General features: G+C 72.2%; 19 protein-coding genes and 1 pseudogene. 10 read left to right on the top strand and 10 right to left on the bottom strand.

Annotated features, from left to right (window positions below; genetic code table 11):
• Nucleotides 1-76: 76 nt before the first annotated feature.
• From OG522_RS31660 to OG522_RS31650, 3 genes are all read right to left on the bottom strand, one after another.
• Nucleotides 77-511 carry a hypothetical protein gene (locus OG522_RS31660; RefSeq protein WP_329466456.1) on the bottom strand — a complete coding sequence of 145 codons (435 nt, stop codon included), beginning with the start codon at nt 509-511 and terminating at the stop codon, nt 77-79.
• A 136-nt stretch (nt 512-647) separates the two neighbouring features.
• Nucleotides 648-1,394, bottom strand: coding sequence for an ABC transporter permease (locus tag OG522_RS31655; protein WP_329466455.1), 747 nt, complete (start codon nt 1,392-1,394; stop codon nt 648-650).
• Nucleotides 1,395-1,397: 3 nt separating this feature from the next.
• The gene (locus OG522_RS31650) at nt 1,398-2,330 is read right to left on the bottom strand and encodes an ATP-binding cassette domain-containing protein (RefSeq protein ID WP_329466454.1); all 933 of its coding nucleotides are present in this window, start codon (nt 2,328-2,330) and stop codon (nt 1,398-1,400) included.
• 108 nt (nt 2,331-2,438) lie between these two features.
• Between OG522_RS31650 and OG522_RS31645 the strand changes: the two genes are divergently transcribed.
• The 3 genes from OG522_RS31645 (at nt 2,439) to OG522_RS31635 (ending at nt 5,589) form a co-directional block, all read left to right on the top strand.
• Entirely contained in the window at nt 2,439-3,611 is a 1,173-nt protein-coding gene (locus OG522_RS31645; protein ID WP_329466453.1) for a sensor histidine kinase, read from the top strand.
• 81 nt (nt 3,612-3,692) lie between these two features.
• Nucleotides 3,693-4,343, top strand: a complete 651-nt coding sequence (locus tag OG522_RS31640) for a response regulator transcription factor (protein ID WP_329466452.1) — start codon at nt 3,693-3,695, stop codon at nt 4,341-4,343.
• A gap of 88 nt (nt 4,344-4,431) precedes the next feature.
• Nucleotides 4,432-5,589, top strand: coding sequence for an ROK family transcriptional regulator (locus OG522_RS31635; RefSeq protein ID WP_329466451.1), 1,158 nt, complete (start codon nt 4,432-4,434; stop codon nt 5,587-5,589).
• 74 nt (nt 5,590-5,663) lie between these two features.
• On the opposite strand, the gene OG522_RS31630 is transcribed toward OG522_RS31635, so the two are convergent.
• On the bottom strand, nt 5,664-6,428 hold the full coding sequence (locus OG522_RS31630; RefSeq protein WP_329466450.1) for a GntR family transcriptional regulator: 765 nt from the start codon (nt 6,426-6,428) through the stop codon (nt 5,664-5,666).
• A 398-nt stretch (nt 6,429-6,826) separates the two neighbouring features.
• Between OG522_RS31630 and OG522_RS31625 the strand changes: the two genes are divergently transcribed.
• A complete protein-coding gene (locus OG522_RS31625; RefSeq protein WP_329466449.1) occupies nt 6,827-7,696 on the top strand; it encodes an alpha/beta fold hydrolase in 870 nt (289 codons plus the stop codon).
• 447 nt (nt 7,697-8,143) lie between these two features.
• Here OG522_RS31625 and OG522_RS41300 read toward each other — a convergent pair.
• A pseudogene (locus OG522_RS41300) lies at nt 8,144-8,557 on the bottom strand (EamA family transporter); the annotation flags it as partial.
• Between the two features lie 47 nt (nt 8,558-8,604).
• Here OG522_RS41300 and pdxR point away from each other — a divergent pair.
• Nucleotides 8,605-10,047: a MocR-like pyridoxine biosynthesis transcription factor PdxR gene (gene pdxR, locus OG522_RS31615; protein ID WP_329466448.1), complete on the top strand. Its 1,443-nt coding sequence runs from the start codon at nt 8,605-8,607 to the stop codon at nt 10,045-10,047.
• 73 nt (nt 10,048-10,120) lie between these two features.
• Here pdxR and OG522_RS31610 read toward each other — a convergent pair whose 3' ends face one another.
• Complete coding sequence (locus tag OG522_RS31610; protein WP_329466447.1) at nt 10,121-10,531, bottom strand: VOC family protein; 411 nt, start codon at nt 10,529-10,531, stop codon at nt 10,121-10,123.
• Between the two features lie 384 nt (nt 10,532-10,915).
• Between OG522_RS31610 and OG522_RS31605 the strand changes: the two genes are divergently transcribed.
• Together OG522_RS31605 and OG522_RS31600 are read left to right on the top strand one after the other, a co-directional pair.
• Nucleotides 10,916-12,304, top strand: a complete 1,389-nt coding sequence (locus OG522_RS31605) for a GNAT family N-acetyltransferase (protein WP_443074852.1) — start codon at nt 10,916-10,918, stop codon at nt 12,302-12,304.
• 169 nt (nt 12,305-12,473) lie between these two features.
• On the top strand, nt 12,474-14,150 hold the full coding sequence (locus tag OG522_RS31600; RefSeq protein WP_329466446.1) for a DUF885 domain-containing protein: 1,677 nt from the start codon (nt 12,474-12,476) through the stop codon (nt 14,148-14,150).
• Nucleotides 14,151-14,211: 61 nt separating this feature from the next.
• Here the strand turns inward: OG522_RS31600 and OG522_RS31595 are convergent, their stop codons facing one another.
• A complete protein-coding gene (locus tag OG522_RS31595) occupies nt 14,212-14,697 on the bottom strand; it encodes a rhodanese-like domain-containing protein (protein WP_329466445.1) in 486 nt (161 codons plus the stop codon).
• Between the two features lie 95 nt (nt 14,698-14,792).
• On the opposite strand from OG522_RS31595, the gene OG522_RS31590 reads away from it, so the two are divergent.
• Nucleotides 14,793-15,239 (top strand): Lrp/AsnC family transcriptional regulator, encoded by a 447-nt coding sequence (locus tag OG522_RS31590; protein ID WP_329466444.1) that lies wholly within the window; start codon nt 14,793-14,795, stop codon nt 15,237-15,239.
• 28 nt (nt 15,240-15,267) lie between these two features.
• On the opposite strand, the gene OG522_RS31585 is transcribed toward OG522_RS31590, so the two are convergent.
• From OG522_RS31585 to OG522_RS31575, 3 genes are all read right to left on the bottom strand, one after another.
• On the bottom strand, nt 15,268-18,282 hold the full coding sequence (locus OG522_RS31585; RefSeq protein ID WP_329466443.1) for an SMC family ATPase: 3,015 nt from the start codon (nt 18,280-18,282) through the stop codon (nt 15,268-15,270).
• Nucleotides 18,279-19,445 (bottom strand): exonuclease SbcCD subunit D, encoded by a 1,167-nt coding sequence (locus OG522_RS31580; RefSeq protein ID WP_329466442.1) that lies wholly within the window; start codon nt 19,443-19,445, stop codon nt 18,279-18,281. The genes OG522_RS31585 and OG522_RS31580 overlap by 4 nt, the downstream gene beginning before the upstream one ends.
• 137 nt (nt 19,446-19,582) lie before the next feature.
• Nucleotides 19,583-20,209: a YigZ family protein gene (locus tag OG522_RS31575; protein WP_329466441.1), complete on the bottom strand. Its 627-nt coding sequence runs from the start codon at nt 20,207-20,209 to the stop codon at nt 19,583-19,585.
• Between the two features lie 98 nt (nt 20,210-20,307).
• On the opposite strand from OG522_RS31575, the gene OG522_RS31570 reads away from it, so the two are divergent.
• Nucleotides 20,308-20,715 (top strand): CoA-binding protein, encoded by a 408-nt coding sequence (locus OG522_RS31570; protein WP_329466440.1) that lies wholly within the window; start codon nt 20,308-20,310, stop codon nt 20,713-20,715.
• 102 nt (nt 20,716-20,817) lie between these two features.
• Complete coding sequence (locus tag OG522_RS31565) at nt 20,818-21,681, top strand: alpha/beta fold hydrolase (protein WP_329466439.1); 864 nt, start codon at nt 20,818-20,820, stop codon at nt 21,679-21,681.
• The last annotated feature ends 68 nt before the right edge of the window (nt 21,682-21,749 follow it).

The following is a 21,749-nucleotide window of genomic DNA, read 5'->3' as shown; positions in this document are numbered from 1 at the left end:
GCGGTTCCTCCCCGGGTGAACGTCGTCGCCCTCCCCGTCCGGCGTCGCCATTCCCACCCCGCGGACGTCGCCGTCCCTAGGGAGGGTCCACCTCCGTCACCGTGACGCTCAGGTCCCACCCCGGGCCCTCCTCCTCCAGGTCGAGGCCCACCGCGATCCACCGCCCGTCGACCCGCCACAGGTTCAGGAAGTCGAATCCGACGGCGAACTCCGCCCAGGGCTCCGGTATCACCTCACCCGCGACCAGCCGGGCCTGGGCGCCCCAGAGACTTATCCACTGCGGTTCCTCCCAGCGGCGCGTGAGCTCCGCCACCAGGGCGTCGTGGTCGGCGACGCATTGCGCGCGCTTTGCCAGCCGTTCCGTCAGGTCCTCCCATTCCTCCTCGTCGGCGCTCAGGCATGAGGAGTGGTATCCCGGCCCGCTCACACCCGAACTGCTGCGGCTGCGCTCCTGGGGAAATTCCCGGGAGCGCAACCAGTCGATGCGCTGGAGATACAGGGCGGTGGTCATGCCGTCAGTAAACCTGCTGGCACTGACAATTGGCGGCCCGTCAGCCCCTGAGGCGCCGCCTTCCGGTCATGCACCACGCCATCGCACGCCCCGCCTTCCGGTCATGCGCCACCCCGTCGCACGCCCCGCTTCCCGGTCAGGCGTCGCGCCGTCGCAGCGCCCACCAGCCGAGCCCCACGGCGAGTGCCGTCCAGGCCGCCATGACGGCCATGCCACTCCACGGCCCCAGCGTCCCGACCGGGTCTTGCAGCAGGATCTGCTGCCCTGCCCGGTCCGGCAGGAAGTCGGCCGCGCCGCCTCCCTGCGACGCGTCTCCCACCACGAAGGGAACGATCAGGAACAGCGGCACGAGCACGCTCAGCGCGCCGGTGACGCTACGCAGCACGGCTGCGACTCCCGCCGCCAGCAGGCTCGTCAGGGCAAGGTAGAGGGCGCACCCCACGACGGCCCGCAACGCGCCCGGATCCGCGATGCCTATGCCGAAGCCCTTGTCCATCAGCGCCTGACCGCCGAGGAAACTGATCAAGCTGGTCACCAGGCCCACGGCGAGGACGCATCCGCCCACCACCGCGAGCTTGGCCCCGTAGAACAGTCTCCTGTCGGGCACGGCCGCCAGGGATATCCGGATCCCGGAGTCCTTGTATTCACCCGCCATCGCTATGGCGCCGAAAATGATCGCGGCCAACTGGCCGAAATTCAGGCCGTAGTAGGAGAACAGCACCGGGTCGAAGTCCGTACTGCCGGGCTCTGGGCGGCCGAGGGAGCCGCAGATGAGGAGGGAGAGGCCCGCGGTCGCGACGGGCACGGTCAGCAGGGAGCCCACGAGGGAGCGCAGCGAGCGGACCTTGATCCACTCGGTGTGGAGCACTGCGGGGAACGACATGGTTCACACCTCCTGGGTCAGCGTCGCGGGCGCCGAGCTGTACTCCGCCTCGCCGACGGTCAGATCGAGGTAGGCCTGTTCCAACGTGGCTTCCACATTGGTGAGTTCGAGGACCGGGATGCCCTCATGGGCCGCGATCGGACCTATCTCTTCGACCCGGGCTCCCTCCACCGTCCAGCATCCGTCCTCACCCTGGACCGGGTCGAAGCCCTTGCCGAGCAGCGCGGCCCGCAGCCGAGGGCCTTCGGTGGTGCGCAGCCGGACCTTCGGCCGGATGCGGGAGTCGATGAAGCCCCGCATCGGAGTGTCGGCCAGGAGCCGTCCCCGGCCCAGGACGACCAAGTGGTCCGCGAACGAGGCGGTCTCGTTCATCAGGTGGCTGGAGACGAGCACTGTCCTTCCCTCCCTGGCCAGGCCGCGCATCAACTCCCTTGCCCAGATGATCCCTTCGGGGTCCAGGCCGTTCGACGGCTCGTCCAGGATCACGACCGCGGGGTCGCCGAGCAGGGCGGCGGCGATCCCCAGCCGCTGCCTCATGCCGAGCGAGAACGTCTTGATCCGACGGCCCGCGACACCCGTGAGTCCGGCTTCCTCAAGGACTTCGTCCACCCGCCGCACCGGTATGCGGTTGCTCACCGCGAGGGCCAGCAGGTGGTTGCGGGCCGTGCGGGAGCCGTGTGCCGCCTGGGCGTCGAGCAGGGCACCCACTTCGCGCAACGGTTCGACCAGCTCCGTGTACCGTCGGCCGCCGATCAGCGCGGTGCCCGAGGTCGGCCGGTCGAGGCCGAGCAGGATGCGCATCGTGGTGGACTTGCCCGCGCCGTTGGGGCCGAGGAAGCCGGTGACCCGGCCGGGCCGCACCCCGAACGTGAGGCGGTCCACGGCCCGCGTGGTGCCGTACTCCTTGCAGAGCTCTTGGACGTCGATCCTTGTCATGCCCCCAAGCCTGCCCGTCGGCGCAGGTCAGTGGCCTCCCCCGACAGCGGGGACCTTCTCCCCCGCGCGAGGGAGCCGCGGGGATCACCGCGCTGGGACGATGGGCGAATGCGCCGCTCTCTTCGCCTGCTTGGCCATCCGGTCACGTACACCCGATGGCTGCATCTACTCATCCCCCTCGCGTTCGTGGCCATCTGGCTGTTCATCGACATGGACCGGTTCTACGTCGTGGGGCTGCTGGTCGTGCCGCTCGGGTTGATTCCCGCGGTGCGTCTCGAAGAGGGCATACAGGCGCAGTTGCTCCTCACGCCCGGCGAGCGGGGCAGGCCCGACGCGTCGATCGCGGTCGCGCCGTCGGCCACCTGGCGCGACCGGTGGCGCACCGTGCTCTGGCTGGAGGCGCGGCTCGTGCTGTCCGGCGTGACGATGGTGTCGACGGTCTGGCTTCCGGCGCTGTCCGTGGATCTGGTGGCGCGTGGGTTCGGAGAGCCGCCGGTCGTCTTCCGCTGGATGCAATCGTGGCCGTCGCACGGGTGGCTCGTACCGCTCGCGCTGGTACCGGTCGCCCTCATGCTGGTCTGTCTGGTGTCGGCCGGGAACCTCGTCATCTTCCTCGCCCGCAGGCTGCTCGGTCCGTCGCCCGCCGAGCGGCTCACCGCTCTTGAGGAGCGGACCGAGCTGCTCCTGGAGCGCAACCGCATCGCCCGCGAGATCCACGACTCCATCGGCCATGCCCTGACCGTCGCCGTCGTGCAGGCGGGCGCGGCCCGCGCGGCCCGGGATCCGGCCTTCACCGACCGGGCCCTCGCGGCGATCGAGGAGACCGGCCGGGCCGCGCTGGAGGATCTGGAACGGGTGCTGCTCGTGCTGCGCGAGACGAGCCTGCCGGCCAGTCAGCGGCCCACCCTCATGGAAGCCGACCGGCTCTTCGAGTCGGCCCGCAGTTCGGGAGCGCACGTCGACGCGGAGCTCTCGGGCGCCCTGGAGCAAGTGCCGGGCCCGGTGTCACGGGAGGGCTACCGCATCCTTCAGGAAGCACTCACCAATGTGCTGCGGCACGCGGGCCCGGTGCCCGTCCGGGTCCGTATGGCCGTGCTCGGCATGCGACTTGAGATGGATGTGACCAATCGGCTGACGGGTGCGGCACCGAGCGGGAAGGGCGGCAGCGGACTGCGCGGGATGCGGGAGCGGGCCGCGCTGCTCGGCGGGCAGGCGGAGACGGGGCCGCACGAGGGCGAGTGGCGGGTGCGGGTGCGGCTGCCACTGGAGAGCCTGGTCTGAGGAACCGTCTCCCGGCCCGCCTGATCGGAGGTTGTCCACAGGCCTCGGATCCGTTCCGTGGCCTGCCGTTAGGGTGGCCGGATGCCGGTAACCGTTCTTCTGGTCGACGACGAGCCCCTGGTCCGCGCAGGGTTGCGGGCCGTGCTCGAAGCGCAGCCCGACATCGAGGTGGTGGGCGAAGCCGCTGACGGCGCGGCCGTGATTCCGCTGGTGCGGCAGCTGCGCCCGGACGTGGTGGCGATGGATGTGCGGATGCCGCTGCTCGATGGGATAGAGGCGACGCGAGCCGTGCTGCGTACGGTCCAGGACCCGCCGAAGATCCTCGTCGTCACGACGTTCGAGAACGATGAGTACGTGTACGAGGCGCTGCGGGCAGGAGCCGACGGCTTCCTGCTCAAGCGGGCCCGGCCCGCCGAGATCGTCCATGCGGTGCGGCTGGTGGCCGAGGGCGATTCGCTGCTGTTCCCGGCCGCGGTGCGCGCGCTCGCCGCCGAGTACGGCAGCGCTTCGGCGCGCTCGGCGCTCGCCGAGGCGGCACTCACCGACCGGGAGGCCGCGGTGCTGCGGCTGATGGCCCGTGGGCTGTCCAACGCGGAGATCGCCGCCCATCTCGTCGTCGGCACGGAGACCGTGAAGACGCATGTCAGCGCCGTGCTCGCGAAGTTGGGCGCGCGCGACCGCACGCAGGCGGTCATCGCCGCGTACGAGTCGGGTTTCGTCGCCCCGAGCTGATGCGGCTCCGTTACCGGCCGCCGCTCGCCGTACACCTGACCAGCGAGTACGATCCGGCAGACACGCGCACGAGCTGGGAGGACACACGTTGGGGCGGCTGACCGGCGGGGACCCCTCTCTGCTGCGGCGGATCAATTCCGCGGTGGTGCTGCACGCCCTGAGAGGCGCGGAATCTCCCACTCTGACCGATCTGACCCGGATCACCGGGCTGTCCCGGCCGACCGTCGAGGGTGTGGTCGAGGGGCTCATGGAGACCGGGCTGGTCGTCGAGTCGGCTCCCGAAGAGGGCGGGGCCCGGCGTCAGGGCCGGCCCGCTCGGCGTTTCCGGTTCCGGGCCGAGGCGGGGCACCTGCTCGGCATAGAGATCGGTCCGCACCGGGTCTCCGCCCTGCTCTCGGGCCTGGACGGGCGGATCTTCGGCGCGGGTTCCCGCGAGGTCCCCGAGACGGCTTCGGCCGACGAGCGCCTGGAGCGGGTGAGGATGACCGTCGCCGATGTGCTGCGCCGCGCCGGTGTCGCCCGCAGCTCGCTACGGGCGGTGGGCGTCGGCAGCCCCGGCATCGTCGAGGCGGACGGCACCGTGCGGCTCGGCACGGCGCTGCCGGAGTGGACGGGCTTGGCGCTGGGCGAGCGGCTGCGGCGTTCCTTCCGCTGCCCGGTCCTGGTCGAGAACGACGCCAACGCGGCCGCCGTGGCGGAGCACTGGAAGGGCGCGGCCACCGACTCCGACGACATCGTCTTCGTGATGGCGGGCCTGAGCCCGGGGGCGGGTTCATTGATCGGTGGGCGGCTGCACCGGGGCTTCGGCGGCGCGGCCGGCGAGATCGGGGCGCTCCATCTGCTCGGCCGTGACGTCACGCCGGAGAAGCTGCTCTCCACGACGGGCGAGCCGCTGCACCCGCTGGACGAGCAGGCCGTCGCCGATGTGTTCGCGCTGGCCAAGCAGGGCGATGAGCGTGCTCGGGCGGCGGTGGAACGGTTCCTTCAACGGCTGGTGCACGACGTGGCCGCGCTGGTGCTCGCGCTCGATCCGGAACTGGTCGTCGTGGGCGGCTGGGCGGCCGGTATAGATGGCGTACTGGAGCCGCTGCGCGAGGAGTTGGCGCGCTACTGCCTGCGGCCGCCTCGGGTGGCGCTGTCGATGCTGGGCGAGGCGGCGGTGGCGACGGGCGCGTTGCGGCTTGCCCTCGACCACGTGGAGGAAGAGCTGTTCGCCGTCGAAGGGACGGTCACCGCGCGGCGCTGAAACGCCCCTTCGGAAGGCCGACGGCCCGCGACTCCGGGAGCTGCGGGCCGTACGTTTTACGGGCGCCCCTTGGGTCAGGAGGCCTGACGCTGCTGGCCGGGGTGGCTGATCTCCAGGTCACCCGAGTCGCCGAAGGTGAGGCGGCAGGTGTCCGCGCGGTAGGTGGCCACCGAGACGGCCGCGGTGCGGCCCGCGGAGAAGTAGCGGGTGGTCACGACGAGGACGGGGGCGCCGGGCAGGCGGTCGAGTTCCTTGGCGTCGTCGGCGCGTGCGGAGCCGAGTTCCACGGCTCGGTCCTGGCCTTCGAGTTCGAGGCGCCGCAGTTCGCGCAGTACGGCGCGGCCACGGGCCGGGCCCGAGGGCGCGTCGATGGCGGAGAGCTCGGGCACCGAGGCGACCGGGACGTGAAGGAGTTCGGCCGCGACGGCCTGGCCGTGGCTCACCCGGATCCGCCGGACGGTGTGCATCTCCTCGCCGGTCGCACTCTCGAAGAGGCGGCTCACGGCGGCGGGCGCCACGGCGGTCGTCGCGTCGGCGGTCTGCCAGTCGTCTCCGGGGGCGCCGGGCCAGTCGTGTCGCGCGGTGGCGACGGAGACGGCCGTGCGCGGCGGGGCGACGGTGGTGCCGACCCCGCGGCGGCGCTGGAGCCGGCCTTCGAGTTCGAGCTGTTCCAGAGCCTGCCTCAGGGTGGCGCGCGCGACGCCGAACCGGGCCGCGAGATCACGCTCGTTGGGCAGGATCTCGCCCACCGCGAAGTCCGAGTCGAGCGCCTCGCTGAGTACCGTCTTGAGGTGCCAGTACTTCGGTTCCGGCACCGATTCCAGCTGCGTGGTCCCCACCCTGATCCTCCGCAATCGCCGTGTGCGCGGCGGCTTTCCGTGCCCTTGTTTATTAAAGGTTCCTGCACTAACTCTGCGACCATAGGGCTGCGCACCCCCTTGGTCAAGACCAATCCTCGTACCGTTACGGAGCGAACACGGGGGTTGCCGCAGAGCGTTCACGCGACGTTCGCGCCGCTGTGAGGATGCTGTGCGGCGCACGGGCCAGGTAGATGGATTTGCCCGTTTTTCCGGGAGCGGCGTACGCGGGGGCCCTCTGAGGATGACGTCCGCGGACCGCGATTCCCCCGCAAGCAGCCGAGGACTTGTCCGGCACGTCTCTTGAACTCCAAGCTACCGAACGGTAATTGTTGCTGACAGCACGTCTAAGTGTGGATCCCAGGACAGGGAGCAGCAGCATGGCCGCAGAGGTCTCGTTCATGGTCGACACTCCCCGTGGGAGCCGCGCCGTCTCCGTCACCTACCGCAGGCAGGGCACGGGCGAACCGCTCCTGCTGCTCCACGGCGTAGGCCACCACCTGCAGGCCTGGGACCCGGTCTTCGACCTGCTCGCCGCCGAGCGGGACGTGATCGCGATCGATCTGCCCGGTTTCGGTACGTCGCCCGGTCTTCCGGACGGCGTCTCCTACGGGCTCACCACGGTCGTTCCGTTCCTCGCCGCACTGTGCCAGGCCCTCAAGATCGACCGACCGCATGTCGCGGGCAACTCCCTCGGTGGACTGCTCGCCCTGGAACTGGGCCGCGAGAAGCTCGTACGGTCCGTGACGGCGCTCTCCCCCGCGGGCTTCTGGACGCCGGCCGAGCGGCAGTACGCGTTCACGATGCTGCGCACCATGCGACAGGTGGCCCAGGCGCTGCCGGTGCCGGTCATCGAGCGGATGTCGCGCACGGCCGCCGGTCGTACCGCGCTGACCAGCACCATCTACGCCCGCCCCGGCCGCCGCTCACCCGAGTCCGTCGTCGCCGAGACGCTCGCGCTGCGCCACTCGCCCGGCTTCGAGCAGACCCTGGCCGCCGGACGCGAGGTGCTGTTCACCGACGACGTGCCCGGGGTCGCGGTGACCGTCGCCTGGGGCAGCAGGGACCGGCTGCTGCTGCGCCGCCAAGGCGTCCGCGCCAAGCACGCCGTCCCCGGCGCCCGCCTGGTGCGCCTGCCCGGCTGCGGCCACGTACCCATGAACGACGACCCGGCCCTGGTCGCGCGCGTCATCCTGGACACGAGCCGCCCCGTCGCAACCAGCACCCCGGCCCAGGCCCAACACGCCTGACCCGAGGGCGACTCCGGCGCCGACCAGTGCGCTGCCGACAGCCTGGGCCACGCCGTAGGAACCCGTACCGACGAAGGGTGCGGTGAGGGCGGCCGCCACCGGGATCAGGCCGGAGAACAGCGTCGCCTTCTCGGCGCCGATCCGCTGCATCCCGCTGTACCAGCAGACGAACCCGATGACGGTGACGATCGCGGCCTGCCACAGCAACGCGGCGGCCTCGGCCGGACCGGGAACTTTCAGCGCCGCACTGCCATTGAGGACGACGGCGGCCAACGCCGACTCGATGGCGGCGACCGCGCACACGGTCGCCGACAGGAGCTTGGGACCCAGCGGTCGCAGGACCGGAACGGCGAGCACGGCGAAGCCCACCTCGCCGAGCAAGGCCAAGGCGGAGAAGGCGATTCCGGCCAGGTCCGTGCGGCCCCAGCCCTGCACGGTGAAGGCACCCGCCGCCACCAGCAGCGCCCCGTACAGCACCGGCCGGGCGGGGCGACGCCCGTCGAGGAGCGGTACGAGCACGGCCACCACGACGGGCGCGCAGCCGACGAAAACGCCGGGAACGGCCGGTTCGGCGGTGCGTTCCGCGGCGAGCACCGCCAGGTTGAAGCCGACCATCCCGACCGCGGCGAGCAGTGCGAGACGCCCCCACGCACGCCCGCCGAGCCGTCGCAGCGGGGCTGTGCCACCACGGCCGAGCAGCGGCAGGAGCAGCAGCAGGGCGAGGGCGTACCGCAGTGCCTGGCCGGTCGCGTACGGGTAGTCGCCGAGGAGGCTGTTGGCGGTGAAGGAGCCGCCGACCAGGACGCAGGCGAGTGCGGCGAGCGCCGCGCCGCGCAGCTGGGTCACGTTCGTGGGGTGCATGGGGTCGACGCTAAGGAGCACGGCGGCCCCCTTTAAGGTCCACTTCCATGACGTCATCGGGGGCCAATGCGTCGCGGGGCGAAGGCCGGGCGGCCTGGAACGCGGCCTGGGAGCTGCTGGTGCCCGCCGCCGCGGCTCCGGCCCGGCAGCGCGGGCGGATGCTCCAATCGGCGCTGCGCGAGTCGGTGCGTTCCGGGCGGCTCGCGGCGGGTACCCGGCTGCCCTCAAGCCGTGAACTCGCCGCCGATCTGGGGGTTTCGCGCGGCTTGGTGACAGAGACGTATGAGCAGCTGACCGCCGAGGGGTATCTGCGCAGCGGCCGGGGGGCGGGAACCTGGGTGGGTGCCGCGGTGCGCGCCGCGCCGGATCCGCCGATCCGTGATCTGGCGCCGAGGCCCTGTGGTGCGGTGACCGACTTCCTGCCGGGGACCCCGGATCTGTCCCTGTTCCCGAGGGCGGCTTGGGCGGCCGCGCACAAGCGGGTCCTCGGCACGCTGCCGCACCGGGCACTGGGATATCCGGACCCTCGCGGAATTCCGGAACTGCGAACCGCGCTGGCCGGGCTGCTCGCCCGCAGGCGCGGCGTCGTCGCGGACCCGGAGCGGATCGTGGTGTGCTCGGGGGTGGCGCAGGCGATGACCCTGCTCGGATTCGCCCTGGCCGAACGTGATGTGACCGTGGTCGGGGTGGAGGATCCGGGGAGCCCCGAGCACAGCGCGCTGTTCGCGTCCGCGGGAGTGCGCACCCTGCCCCTGCCGCTCGACGCCGAAGGTCTGGCCACCGAGCCGCTGCGCGCGAGCGGGGTGCGGGCGGTGGTTGCGACTCCGGCCCATCAATTCCCGTCCGGAATCGGCTACTCCGCCGACCGGCGCGCCCAACTCCTCAACTGGGCACGCTCAGTGGACGGCGTGGTCGTCGAGGACGACTACGACGGGGACTTCCGCTACGACCGGGCGCCGGTGGGCGCACTCCAGGGCCTGGACCCCGAACACGTCGCCTACACCGGCTCGGTGAGCAAGTCACTGGCTCCGGGGCTGCGGCTCGGCTGGCTGCTCGCACCCGAGCCGCTCTCGGCGGCCGTCGTCGCGCGCAAGCGCACCATGGACCTCGGCAACCCGTCCCTCGACCAGGCGCTGCTGGCCGACTTCATCACGAGCGGCGCCTACGACCGCCAGCTGCGCCGCTGCCAACGCGCCTACCGCGAGCGCCGGGACGTCCTGGTGGCGGCGCTGGCCCGGCACTTCCCCGGTGCCGAGGTCAGTGGCATCGCGGCCGGACTGCACATCATCGTCCGGTTGCCCCAGCGGTACGGTCCCGAGCCGGAGTTCCTGGAACGGGCGGCTCGCGCGGGCGTCGCCGTCCGACCGCTCACCGACTACGGCTCCGAGTCAGCGCCCCGCCCGGGTGTGACCCTGGTCCTCGGGTACGCCCATGTCGCACCCGGCGACATCAGGCACGGGATCGGTCTCCTGGCGGAAGCGGTCGGGTAGCGGCGGCGGCAGGCGTGACAGGCGGCCGTGCCGGGAAGCGTCGCGAGGGCCGCCGCGTCAAGCAGTTGTCACATCACGCGTTGGACCACCCGCGCTTGCAGAGCACCAGCCGGTATCCGTCCGGGTCGGCCACGGTCACGCCCCATTCGTTCCAGTACGGGTTCGGCGAACGGACGCGTGTGCCGCCGTGCTCCACCAGGCGGCCCACCAGTTCGTCGGGCACGTCGTCGTCCAGATAGATGACCAGAAGGTCCTCCTCGGTCGGCCGCGGTTCGACCGGACGGCTCGCCTCGTGGACCAGTTCCAGATGCCAGTCGGCGTCCGGCCGACCGAGCATCAGGAGCGAGTGCTCGCCCGGCGCGTCACCGCCCTCGGCGCGGTAGACGACCTTGAGGCCGAGCCCCCCGGCCCAGAAGCGCTCGGCCGCCGCCAGGTCTCGGGACGGTCGGGCGATGCGGATGTGCGAACGGCCACTGATGGGCATGCGCTCCCCCTCTGTCTGCCGGTCCGCCCCCGTCGGCGTCCCGTACCGGCAACCTAACCAACGAAGATCGGCCGGTCGATCGTTCCTTGGCCCTGGGCCGATGGGCCTAGGACGGTCCGCGCGAAACGGTCGCCGCGGCGCCCGCGTTCGCCCGTTCCGGCAGGGCGCAGGGCGGGTCGGTACTCTTCAGCCAGGCGCTGAGGCCCGGTCTCGTGGGCCAGTGATCCACGGCGGGGCGGACGGGCCCGGTACCGGAAGCGGCCAGTCCAGGCCAGCGGCCCGTAGAAAACAGCCAAAAGAGCATCAGAAGCACACTTAACCCGTCAGTCACAAAGCGTTCGTGATCACGCAACACCGGTGAGTCACAGTGATGCCATGACTGATATGCAGGCAATGACCTCCGGCCAGCACCCCCGCCGCCGACACCACTGGCGGCGGGACCTCGTCGAACTCGCCGCGGTGTTCACGGCGGTGGCCGTCGCCGACGGGCTCGCGAACCTGGTCGCACACGGCCCCAAGGGGCCCTTCCTCCTGATCGTGTCGGCCGTGGCACTGGTCGCCACGGCCGCGTTCCACACGTGGTGGGCACGCCGCCACAGCCATGCGCCGCCCGCCGTCGATACCGGCGGCGGTGCGACGGGGGCCTCCAGCACCGACGACACCGCAGCCGAGAACGCGCCCCGCGAGACGGCGCTGTGGCGGATGCGGACGACGGTGCGGGACGAGCCCGGCAGCCTCGCGGCGCTGTGCACCGCGCTGGCCGGCCACCGCGTGGACATCCTCACCCTCCAGACGCATCCGCTCGCCGACGGCACGGTGGACGAGTTCCTGCTGCGTACGCCTGCCGAACTGTCGGCCGCCGAACTGTCCCGGGTGGTCGCGGCGGTGGGCGCCCGCGACACCTGGACCGAGCGGGCGGACGCCCACGACCTCGTGGACGCGCCGACCCGGGTGCTCGGCCTCGCCACCCGCACCGCACTCGACGCGGCCGAACTCCCGCTAGCGTTGCGCCAGTTGCTCGGCCGCTGCACCATCCACTCGCTGCCCGCGGTCTCCCTGACCGGCCGCCCCACCGGTGAGACGGCCCCGGTCGAGGGCGTATTGGAAGCGACCACGATGCGGCTGCGCGACCCGAGCGGCGGAGTGATCACCATCGAGCGGCCCTATCTGCCGTTCACGCCCACCGAGTTCGCGCGGGCCCGCGCGCTGGTCGAGCTGGACGCCCGCCTCGGGCCGCGCGTCCCGCGCGGTGAGCACGTCCTGACCCTGCCGGAGGGCAACGAGATCACGGTACGGCGGGCCGACCAGAACGACATCGAGGCCGCCAAGGCCATGCACGAGCGCTGCTCGGACCGCACGCTGAGCCTGCGCTACCACGGCCCCGTCGGTGACGCCGACCGATACCTCGGCCACCTCCTCAGCCCGCGCTACGGCCGCACCCTCGCCGTACAGACCGCGTCGGGGCGACTCGTCGGGCTCGGCCATCTGCTCTGGGACGGCGACGAAACCGAGGTCGCGCTGCTCATCGAGGACTCCTGGCAGCGCCGTGGCATCGGCTCGGAGCTGCTGCGCCGGCTGGTCGAACTCGCCGTCGAGGCCCGCTGCGACAGCGTCTATGCCGTCACCCAGTCCTCCAACACCGGCATGGTCGCGGCCATGCGCGGCCTCGGCCTGCCGCTCGACTACCAGATCGAGGAGGGCACCCTGGTCGTCACCGCCCGCCTCGGCAGGACCGCCACCGTGACCCCGGCCGCGCGGGGCGGGCAGAACTAGGACCGCATCGGTCGGTTGCGCCTGCCGTTTTCTCGGTTCACGGCAGGCGCAACCGGCGGCGGGCACAGCCGCCGAGGGGGCGTTGCCCAGGGGTGCCCGGCGGAGAATGGTCAGGTGCCCCGGCAAGATTGGTGGTGACGCGAAGCCCTCACTCGTAGAGGATGTCCGCATGTCAGTCACTTCCAGCAGCGCGCTGCCCCGCCAGGTCGCCGACGCCTACGTCGACGCACTCATCGAACTCGACCCGATCACCGGCAGCTATCTGGGCGTCCGGGCGAGCCACGCCCTCCTGCCCGACTTCTCCCCCGCAGGACAGTCGGCCCTGGCCGACCTGGCGCGCACGACGCTCGCCCGCCTCGACGAGGCCGAGCGGCAGCCCGGCGGCGACAGCGATGCCGAACGGCGCTGCGGCCGCCTCCTGCGGGAGCGGCTGACCTCCGAACTCGCCGTACACGAGGCGGACGAGGGACTGCGCACCGTCAGCAATCTGCACTCGCCGGTGCACAGCGTCCGCATGGCGTTCACCATCATGCCGACGGAGACCGAGGAGGACTGGAAGGCGGTCACCTCCCGGCTGCGCGCGGTGCCGGCCGCCGCCGAGGGCTACCGTGTCTCCCTCGAACTGGGCCTGGAGCGCAAGCTGTTCGGCGGTCCGCGCGCCACCGCCACGGTCATCGGCCAGCTCGGCGAGTGGGTCGACACCCGCTTCTTCGAGAACCTCGCCGCGCCGGGCCCCGAGCCGCTGCGCGCCGAACTCGACGCCGCGGCCGGCCAGGCGTCGGCGGCGCTCGCCGCGCTGCGCGACTGGCTGCGCGACGTGTACGCGCCCGCCATCGAGGGAGCGTCCGACACCGTGGGCCGCGAGCGGTACCAGCGCTGGTCGCAGTTCTACAACGGCACGGCGCTTGACCTGGACGAGGCCTACGCCTACGGCTGGTCCGAATACCACCGGCTGCTCGGTGAGATGAAGACCGAGGCCGCCAAGATCCTGCCCGGTGCGGGCCCCTGGGAGGCCCTCGCCCACCTCGACGAGCACGGCACGCACATCGAGGGCGTCGACGCGGTGCGCGACTGGCTCCAGGCCCTGATGGACGAGGCCATCGAAGCGCTGGACGGCACGCACTTCGAACTCGCCGAGCGGGTACGCAAGGTGGAGTCCCACATCGCCCCGCCGGGCGGCGCCGCGGCCCCCTACTACACGGGCCCCTCCGAGGACTTCTCGCGGCCCGGCCGCACCTGGCTGCCCACGATGGGCGAGACCCGCTTCCCGGTGTACGACCTGGTGTCGACCTGGTACCACGAGGGCGTGCCCGGCCACCACCTCCAGATCGCGCAGTGGGTGCACGTCGCCGACCAGCTCTCCCGCTACCAGGCCACCGTCGGCCACGTCAGCGCCAATGCCGAGGGCTGGGCGCTGTACGCGGAGCGCCTGATGGACGAGCTGGGCTTCCTCACCGACCCCGAACGCCGACTCGGCTACCTGGACGCGCAGATGATGCGCGCCTGCCGGGTGATCATCGACATCGGCATGCACCTGGAGCTGGAGATCCCGGCGGATTCGCCGTTCCACCCGGGCGAGCGCTGGACGCCGGAGCTGGCTCACGAGTTCTTCAGCGGCCACAGCAGCAGGCCCGCCGACTTCGTACGGAGTGAACTGATCCGCTATCTGTCGATGCCGGGCCAGGCGATCGGCTACAAGCTGGGCGAGCGGGCCTGGCTGCTCGGCCGCGAGAAGGCGAAGGCACGCCACGGCGAGGCCTTCGACCCGAAGGCCTGGCACATGGCGGCCCTCTCGCAGGGCTCGCTCGGCCTGGACGACCTGGTGGACGAACTCGCCAAGCTCTGAGCGCGGTCGCGGGGCGGTCCCCAGCCGGGGCCGCCCCGCCCCGTCCTGCGGCGCGGCGGTGTCAGCAGCCGCAGTCCCGCGCGTCGAGCGGAGCAGTCAGCGGGTCGGCGGCGCGCCGCTCAAGGCCCTCCCAGGTCTCGAACTCGAAGCCCTCGCGCACCCAGTACTCGAAGCCGCCCAGCATCTCCTTGACCTGGAAGCCGAGTTCGGCGAGCGCCAGGGCGGCGCGGGTGCCACCGTTGCAGCCGGGGCCCCAGCAGTACGTGACGACCGGGACGGACCTGTCCAGGAGCTGCTCGGCCTGCTCGGCGATGAGGGCGGTCGGCAGATGGACGGCGCCGGGCACATGGCCCTGGTCCCAGGACGCGGTGGAACGGGAGTCCAGGACGACGAAGCCCGGCTCGCCGTCGGCGGCGAGCGCGGCGGCCACGTCGGAGACATCCGCGTGGAAGACGAGACTGGCGCGGAAGTAGGCGGCGGCGACGGCGGGAGCGGCGGGCGCCACGCGCAGGACCGGGTTCGCGGGGGCGGTGAGCTGTGTGGTCATGGCTGAAAATCTATGTCCCGATGATCAACTCCTGGAAGGCCCGATCCCCGGGACATCTCTTGATCTGCCGGGGATTTCACTGTTGTCTGGTGGCCATGACCGCGTATTCCCCGGACGCCACGGACTGGCGCATCCTGGAGGCCCTCCAGCAGGAAGGCCGGGCCAGCTTCGCCGAGCTGGCCCGGACCGTGTCGATGTCGGCGAGCGCCGTCACCGAGCGGGTACGGCGTCTTGAGGAGGCCGGGGTGATCGCGGGCTACACGGCTGTCGTGGACCAGGAACGCCTCGGCCGCCCGATCCTCGCCTTTGTGCGGCTGCGCTATCCGAACGGCAATTACAAGCCGTTCCATGATCTGGTGGAGGCGACGCCGGAGATCATGGAGGCGCACCATGTGACGGGCGACGACTGTTTCGTGATCAAGGTGGGCGCCCGCTCCATGAGCCACCTGGAGGAGATCTCCGGGAAGATCGGCTCGCTGGGCGCCGTGACGACGAGCGTGGTCTACTCGTCGCCACTGCCCAGGCGCGCCATCGGCCACTGACCGCGGGCTCCGGCCCGGGGCGCACGGCTCAGCCCTCGGCCCCGCCGCCGCGCAGCCGCACCGAAGACCCCGTGCGGGCCTTCACCACCTCCAGCTGGACCGGGATGCGGCGGCGCAGGTCGCCCACGTGGCTGACGATGCCGACGCTGCGGTCGCGTTCGCGCAGCGAGTCCAGGACGTCCAGCACCTCGTCCAGGGTCTGCTCGTCGAGGCTGCCGAAGCCCTCGTCGATGAACAGGGTGTCCAGGCGTGTCCCGCCCGCCTCGTCAGTGACGACATCGGCCAGGCCGAGGGCCAGCGCGAGGGAGGCGAAGAAGGTCTCGCCGCCCGACAGCGTCGCGGTGTCGCGCTCACGGCCCGTCCAGGCGTCCACGACGTGCAGCCCGAGGCCCGAGCGCTTGGTTCCGGTGCGATCGGCGGAGTGGACCAGGGTGTAGCGGCCGCCCGACATGTGCTGGAGCCGCGCCGTGGCGGCGGCCGCCACCTGTTCGAGCCGGGCCGCCAGGACGTACGACTCAAGGCGCATCTTGCGTACGTTGTCGGCCGAGGTGCCCGCGGTCAGCCCGGCCAGGCGCGCCACCCGGTTGTACCGTTCGCGCACCGGTCCGAGGGCGCTGGTCTCGCGGACGGCCTGGCCGCTCAGTGCGCGCAGGTCCTCGCAGCGGACCCGGGCCGCCGCCAGGGCCGACGTGGCTTCCCGCAGGACTCGCTCGGCCTTGGCGTACGCGGCTTCCAACTCCTCGGTGCGAGCCGGCGGGAGCTTGCCCGCCGCCACCGTTTCCGGCTCGGCGAGGCGGTCGGCGACCGCCGCTTCCTGGCGCTGCCAGGCGTCGATGTGCTGCTGGATCTCGCGCTGGCCGCGCTCGTCGATCAGCGCCGCCGACGCTGCCGCCGGGGTTTCGAATCCGGCGCGGAAGGCCGCTTCGGACAACCGTCCGTCGGCGTCCTTGAGGCGTTCGGCGCAGGCCTCGACGGCACGCACGGTCTCGACGGCCTCGGCGAGGATGGCGGTGCGGCGCTCCAGGAGCACGGCCTGCTCATCGACGCTGGCGGCTCCCGCCCTTGCCTGGCTCAACTCCTGTGCCAGCGCCGCCTGTTCCTGGTCCAGCGCCTCGCGGCGGGCGGTGCGGGCCGCCGTGTTCTGCTGCGCGGTGCGCTGGTCGGCCAGGCGCCGCTCGTGCTCCCGCTCGTCCGTTACCAGGGCCTCGCGGGCGGCGTGCAGCCCCCCGGCCACCCCGTGCGCCTCGGCATGCCGACGCCGCAACTCCTCTACGGAATCGGCCAGTTCGGCCACGTCTGCGGTCCCCGCGGCGGCCTTCGCGGCCGCGTGCTGCTCTCGTACCAGGGCCACGGCGCGCTCGGCATGGCCACGAGCCTCGTCGGCGCGCTGGTAGGCCTGCTGCGCCGCTTCCTCGGTGGCGCGGTCGACCTGCCCGGTGGCCGCCCTCGCGGGCGCCGGGTGCTCGGGTGAGCCGCAGACCGTGCAGGCCTCGCCGTCGCGGAGCCCGGCGGCGAGCTCGGCGGCTATGCCGCGCAGCCGCTCCTCGCGCAGCGCCAGCCACTGTTCGTGCGCGGCGTTGGCCCGGTCGCGGGTGGCCCGCAGCTGCTCGTCGGCGGCGGCCAGGCGGGCTGCGAGAGCGTCCCTTTCGCGGGCCGCTTCGAGTCGGTGGACGGCCGGTTCGAGCTGGCCCGCCAGGTGTTCGGCGCGCGCGGCAGCCTCGTGGGCCGCGTCGATCCTGCCCTGGTGGGCGAGCCGGGTGCGCTCCCAGTCGGCGAGCCACCCCGCCGATTCGGCGAGCACGTCCTCGTCGGCTCGGGCCTGCCGCTCAAGGGTGGCCCGCTCGGCGTCGATCTCGGCGCTGCGCCGCTCGGCCCGGCGGGCGGAGTCCAGCGCGCCCAGGTCGTAGCGCATCCTCCGCTCCAGGGCCGCGAGTTGCTCGGCACCGGCGTCGGCGAGGGCGGGCGGCAGCTGGGCCCGCGAGCGCTCGCGGGCGGCGGCGGCCGTGCGGTGGTCCCGCTCGGCCTGGTCGCGCAGGGACAGCGCGGGCGAAACCCGCTCGGCCTTGCGGGCCACCTCCAGGCGACCGCGCAGCGCGTCCTGTTCGGGCCGTGCTGCCGCCAACTCCTCGGCACGGAGCCGGGCTTCGGCGTACCGCTGCTGAAGCGCCGCCAGTTCACGCGCTTGTTCGGCGATGCGGCGGGCCGCGGCGGCCCGGGACTCGGCCGCCCGCACGGCGATCTCCGCGATGTCGAGGCGCTCGCGTGCGCCGCTGCGGGCTACGGCCGCCCACTGCAGGACGGCCTCCGCGAGGCCCGGTTCGCCCGGCTTGGCGGCGGGCAGCGGCCAGTCCCGTACGTCCGCGCTCGCGCCGGCGGCCTGCGCGATGCGCTGGGCGACCGCGAGCAGCCGCTCGTCACCGGACTTCACCTCGCGCTCGGCGGCCTTGCGCAGCTCGGAGAGGTGCTCCTCCACGGCGGCGAACCTGCGCGTGTCGAAGAGCCGGCCGAGCAGCTTGCCGCGCGCCTCCGCGTCCGACCGCAAGAACTTCGCGAACTCACCCTGGGGCAACAGCACGACCTGGCAGAACTGCTCCCGGCTCATCCCGAGGAGCTGCCCGATCTCCTCGCCGATCTCCTGGTGCGAACGGCTCAGCCCCTGCCACTCCCCGAGCTCCGCGTCGTACTCCCGCAGCTCACTGGTCGCCCGCTCGGTGATGTAGCCGCCGCCGCGCTTCTTGGGCCGGTGCTGGGGCGGCGTGCGCCGGATCTCCAACCGCCGCCCGCCCACAGTGAGTTCGAGCAGCACCTCGGTGACGGTGCCGGATGCCGCGTGGTCGCTGCGCAAGGTGGTGCCTGGGCCCTGGCGGGCGCCGGGGACGGCTCCGTACAGCGCGTAGCAGACCGCGTCCAGGACGGAGGTCTTGCCGGCGCCGGTCGGTCCGTGCAGCAGGAACAGGCCGGCGGCGGACAGGGCGTCGAAGTCGACCTCCTCGGTGGAGCCGAACGGACCGAAGGCCGTGACGCGCAGGCGGTGCAGTCTCACCGGGCAACCTCGCGCACGCTCTCGTCGACGCGCACGTCCTCGAAGGCGCCGCGCAGCACCGTGCGCTCGCGGTCGTCGGGGCCGCTGCCGCCTCGTACGTGCGCCACGAAGTCCTCCGCGATCTGCTGGTCGGTGCGGCCCTTGAGCCGCTGGGCGTAGGAGCCGTGCGCCTCGGTACCGGTGTGCTCCGGCTCGAAGATCAGGCTCACCGTGTGCGGGAAGCGCTCGCAGAGCTTGGCCATCGCGTCGTGCGGCCGCACCGGGTCGGTCAGGGTCGCCTCGATCCACGACGCCTCGTGCCGCTCCAGCGCGGGATCCTCCAGGAGCACGTCGAGCTGCCCCCGGATCCGGGCGAGGGGGCGCGGCACGGGGCAGTCGAGCCGCTCCGCCGTGACGCCGCCCTCGGCGTCGAGGTCCACGAGCCACATGGATTTGCGGTGGTTGGTCTCCGAGAAGGAGTACGCCAGCGGCGAGCCCGAGTAGCGGACCCGGTCGGTGATCCGCTGAGCGCCGTGGAGGTGGCCGAGCGCCACGTAGTGCACGCCGTCGAAGACACCGGCGGGCACCGCGCTGACTCCTCCGACGGTGATGTCGCGCTCGCTGTCGCTGGGGGCGCCGCCGGCCACGAAGGCGTGGGCGAGGACGACGGACCGGGTGCCCTCGCGACGTGTGGCGAGGTCCGCCCGCACCCGCTTCATCGCGGCGCTCAGCACCGACTCGTGCCCGGCCTTCGCCGCCTTGAGCCTGCGCCGCACCAGTGTCGGCTCCAGGTACGGCAGCCCGTAGAAGGCCACATCGCCGTGCACGTCGCTGAGCACCACCGGAGTGCCGCAGCCCTCCGGGTTGGTGCGCAGGTGGATTCCGGCGCGCTGGATGAGACCCGCTCCGACGCCGAGCCTGCGCGCCGAGTCGTGGTTGCCGGAGATCATCACGGTGGGCACCCGGGCCTCGGCCAGACTGTGCAGCGCCCGGTCGAAGAGCTCCACGGCGGCCAGCGGCGGCAGTGCCCGGTCGTACACGTCCCCGGCGACCAGAACCGCGTCCACACCCCGCTCGCGCACCGTCGCCACCAGGTGGTCGAGGAACGCCGCCTGGGCACCGAGCAGGTCGACCCGGTGGAAGGACCGGCCCAGGTGCCAGTCCGAGGTATGGAGGAATCTCATGATCCCAAAGGGTAACGGTGGGGTCTGACATCACGGGCGGTAACCGGGAGATCCAAGGTTCTACGACCTCTCACCCATGCCCGCGCGCATCGCCGCGCACATGACGGCGCCGCACAGCTCATGCATCCCCGCACACCTCACGCGTCCCCGTACGCCTCTCCGCCCAGCTCCACCTTCGCCGTGCCGGCGGTGGCGTCGGCCAGCCAGGCGCGGAAGGCCTCCACGTCCGTCTCGGGCAGTTGGATCCCGATGGTCACGGCCTCCGCGTAGCGCACCTCCAGGACCGCGCGGCCCGTCGCCCTCAGGTCGTTCTCCAGCTTGCCCGCGCGCTGGTGGTCGACGGTGACCGTGGCGAGCCGGAACCGGCGGCGGACAATGGTGCCGAGCGCGTCCAGGGCCTCGCCGACCACTCCGCCGTAGGCCCTGATCAGTCCGCCCGCGCCGAGTTTGACCCCGCCGTAGTAGCGGGTCACGACGGCGACGACGTACCGGACCTCGCGACGGGTCAGCATCTGGAGCATAGGCACTCCGGCGGTGCCGCCGGGCTCGCCGTCGTCGCTCGCCTTCTGGACGGACGCGTCGGCGCCGATGACGTACGCGAAGCAGTTGTGGCTGGCCGTCGGGTGCTCCTTGCGGATGCGGGCGACGAACGCCTGCGCCTCCTGTTCGGTCGCGGCGGGCGCGAGCGCGCAGATGAAGCGCGACCGGTTGATCTCGCTCTCGTGCACGCCCTCTCGGGCGATGGTGCGGTACTGCTCCTGCATCCGCCCACCCTATGCGGCGGCCGGCGGGAATCCTCCGGCGCGGCCGCCCGTTACCACGAGGACAGTGACACGTGGCACGGCACCATCGGAGGCGGCGCATGTACGGCGACCAGGAGACCATCCGCAGGATCCTCACCCACAGCGGGGACACCTGGGCCGTCGTGGGCCTCTCCACCAACGAGCACCGTGCCGCCCACGGCGTGGCCCGTGTCCTACAGCACTTCGGCAAGCGGGTCGTGCCCGTCCACCCCAAGGCGGAGACCGTGCACGGCGAGCGGGGGTACACCTCGCTCGACGCGATCCCGTTCCCGGTGGATGTCGTCGACGTCTTCGTCAACAGCGACCTCGCCGGGGAGGTCGCCGACCAGGCCGTCGCCATCGGCGCGAAGGCCGTCTGGTTCCAGCTCGGCGTCATCGACCAGGACGCGTACCACCGCACCCGCGCCGCCGGGCTCGACATGGTCATGGACCGGTGCCCGGCGATCGAGATACCGCTCCTGGGCTGAGCACACCGGGTTGCGTCCCGGAGCATTCGACAGGTGCGGGTATGTACCACTGAATGGCACGCGCTCATACTGTCGCCAACCAGACCTACGGGGAGGCACCAGTTGGGGGAGCTGATTCGTACCAGGGACGGGCGGGACTTAGCGGTCGAAGACTACGGGAACCCACAGGGCAGACCGGTGTTCCTGCTGCACGGCACCCCGGGGAGCCGGCTCGGTCCGGCGCCGCGCAGTGCGGTGCTCTACCGGCTCGGCGTCCGCCTCATCACGTTCGACCGGCCGGGATACGGCGATTCGGACCGGCTGCCGGGGCGCCGGGTGGCGCATGCGGCCGCCGATGTGGAGGCGATCGCAGACGCGCTGGACATTGACGAGTTCGCCGTGGTCGGACGGTCCGGCGGCGCCCCGCACGCACTGGCCTGCGCGGCGCTGCTCCCGGACCGCACGGCGCGGGCGGCGGCCCTGGTGGGGCTCGCGCCGCGCGATGCCCAGGGGCTCGACTGGTTCGAGGGGATGACCGAGTCCAATGTGCGGGAGTACGTCAACGCGGCCGCCGGGAAACGGCAGTTGACGGCCGCCCTGACGATGCGGTCGATCACCATCCGGTCCGATCCGCGGCGTTCGGTGGACGACATGCGCCCCGGGCTGCCGAAGCCGGACCGGGGCATCGTCGCCGACGCGGGGATTCGGGCGATGCTGGAGCGCAACTTCGAGGAGGCGCTGCGCAGTTCGGCCGACGGCTGGGTGGACGACGTGATGGCGTTCAGCACCGACTGGGAGTTCCGGCTTGAGGACATCACGGCGCCGGTGCTGTTGTGGCACGGCGAGCAGGACGTGTTCGCACCCGTGCAGCACACCCGGTGGCTGGCCGAGCGGATTCCGGGCGCCCAGCTGATAGTCGAGCGGGGCGCGGCGCACTTCGGGGCCCTGCGGGTGCTCACCCGCGTGCTGGGCTGGGCCACTTGGTGATCCGTCAAGGGTGCGCGGTCCAGGGCCAGGGCCGCCCGCCGGCCCACTGAACCCCCGCCCGGGGCGAA

Origin of the sequence: Streptomyces sp. NBC_01431, from assembly GCF_036231355.1 — a bacterium.
Lineage (GTDB): Bacteria > Actinomycetota > Actinomycetes > Streptomycetales > Streptomycetaceae > Streptomyces.
The sequence above is the reverse complement of the archived record's forward strand: the minus strand, read 5'-3'. Positions and strand labels throughout refer to the sequence as shown.

Bases quoted from the DNA above. Each gene is read 5' to 3' on its own strand.
- OG522_RS31660 (WP_329466456.1), bottom strand. From the start codon at position 511: ATGACCACCGCCCTGTATCTCCAGCGCATCGACTGGTTGCGCTCCCGG.
- OG522_RS31655 (WP_329466455.1), bottom strand. From the start codon at position 1,394: ATGTCGTTCCCCGCAGTGCTCCACACCGAGTGGATCAAGGTCCGCTCG.
- OG522_RS31650 (WP_329466454.1), bottom strand. From the start codon at position 2,330: ATGACAAGGATCGACGTCCAAGAGCTCTGCAAGGAGTACGGCACCACG.
- OG522_RS31645 (WP_329466453.1), top strand. From the start codon at position 2,439: ATGCGCCGCTCTCTTCGCCTGCTTGGCCATCCGGTCACGTACACCCGA.
- OG522_RS31640 (WP_329466452.1), top strand. From the start codon at position 3,693: ATGCCGGTAACCGTTCTTCTGGTCGACGACGAGCCCCTGGTCCGCGCA.
- OG522_RS31625 (WP_329466449.1), top strand. From the start codon at position 6,827: ATGGCCGCAGAGGTCTCGTTCATGGTCGACACTCCCCGTGGGAGCCGC.
- pdxR (WP_329466448.1), top strand. From the start codon at position 8,605: ATGACGTCATCGGGGGCCAATGCGTCGCGGGGCGAAGGCCGGGCGGCC.
- OG522_RS31610 (WP_329466447.1), bottom strand. From the start codon at position 10,531: ATGCCCATCAGTGGCCGTTCGCACATCCGCATCGCCCGACCGTCCCGA.
- OG522_RS31605 (WP_443074852.1), top strand. From the start codon at position 10,916: ATGCAGGCAATGACCTCCGGCCAGCACCCCCGCCGCCGACACCACTGG.
- OG522_RS31600 (WP_329466446.1), top strand. From the start codon at position 12,474: ATGTCAGTCACTTCCAGCAGCGCGCTGCCCCGCCAGGTCGCCGACGCC.
- OG522_RS31595 (WP_329466445.1), bottom strand. From the start codon at position 14,697: ATGACCACACAGCTCACCGCCCCCGCGAACCCGGTCCTGCGCGTGGCG.
- OG522_RS31590 (WP_329466444.1), top strand. From the start codon at position 14,793: ATGACCGCGTATTCCCCGGACGCCACGGACTGGCGCATCCTGGAGGCC.
- OG522_RS31580 (WP_329466442.1), bottom strand. From the start codon at position 19,445: ATGAGATTCCTCCATACCTCGGACTGGCACCTGGGCCGGTCCTTCCAC.
- OG522_RS31575 (WP_329466441.1), bottom strand. From the start codon at position 20,209: ATGCAGGAGCAGTACCGCACCATCGCCCGAGAGGGCGTGCACGAGAGC.
- OG522_RS31570 (WP_329466440.1), top strand. From the start codon at position 20,308: ATGTACGGCGACCAGGAGACCATCCGCAGGATCCTCACCCACAGCGGG.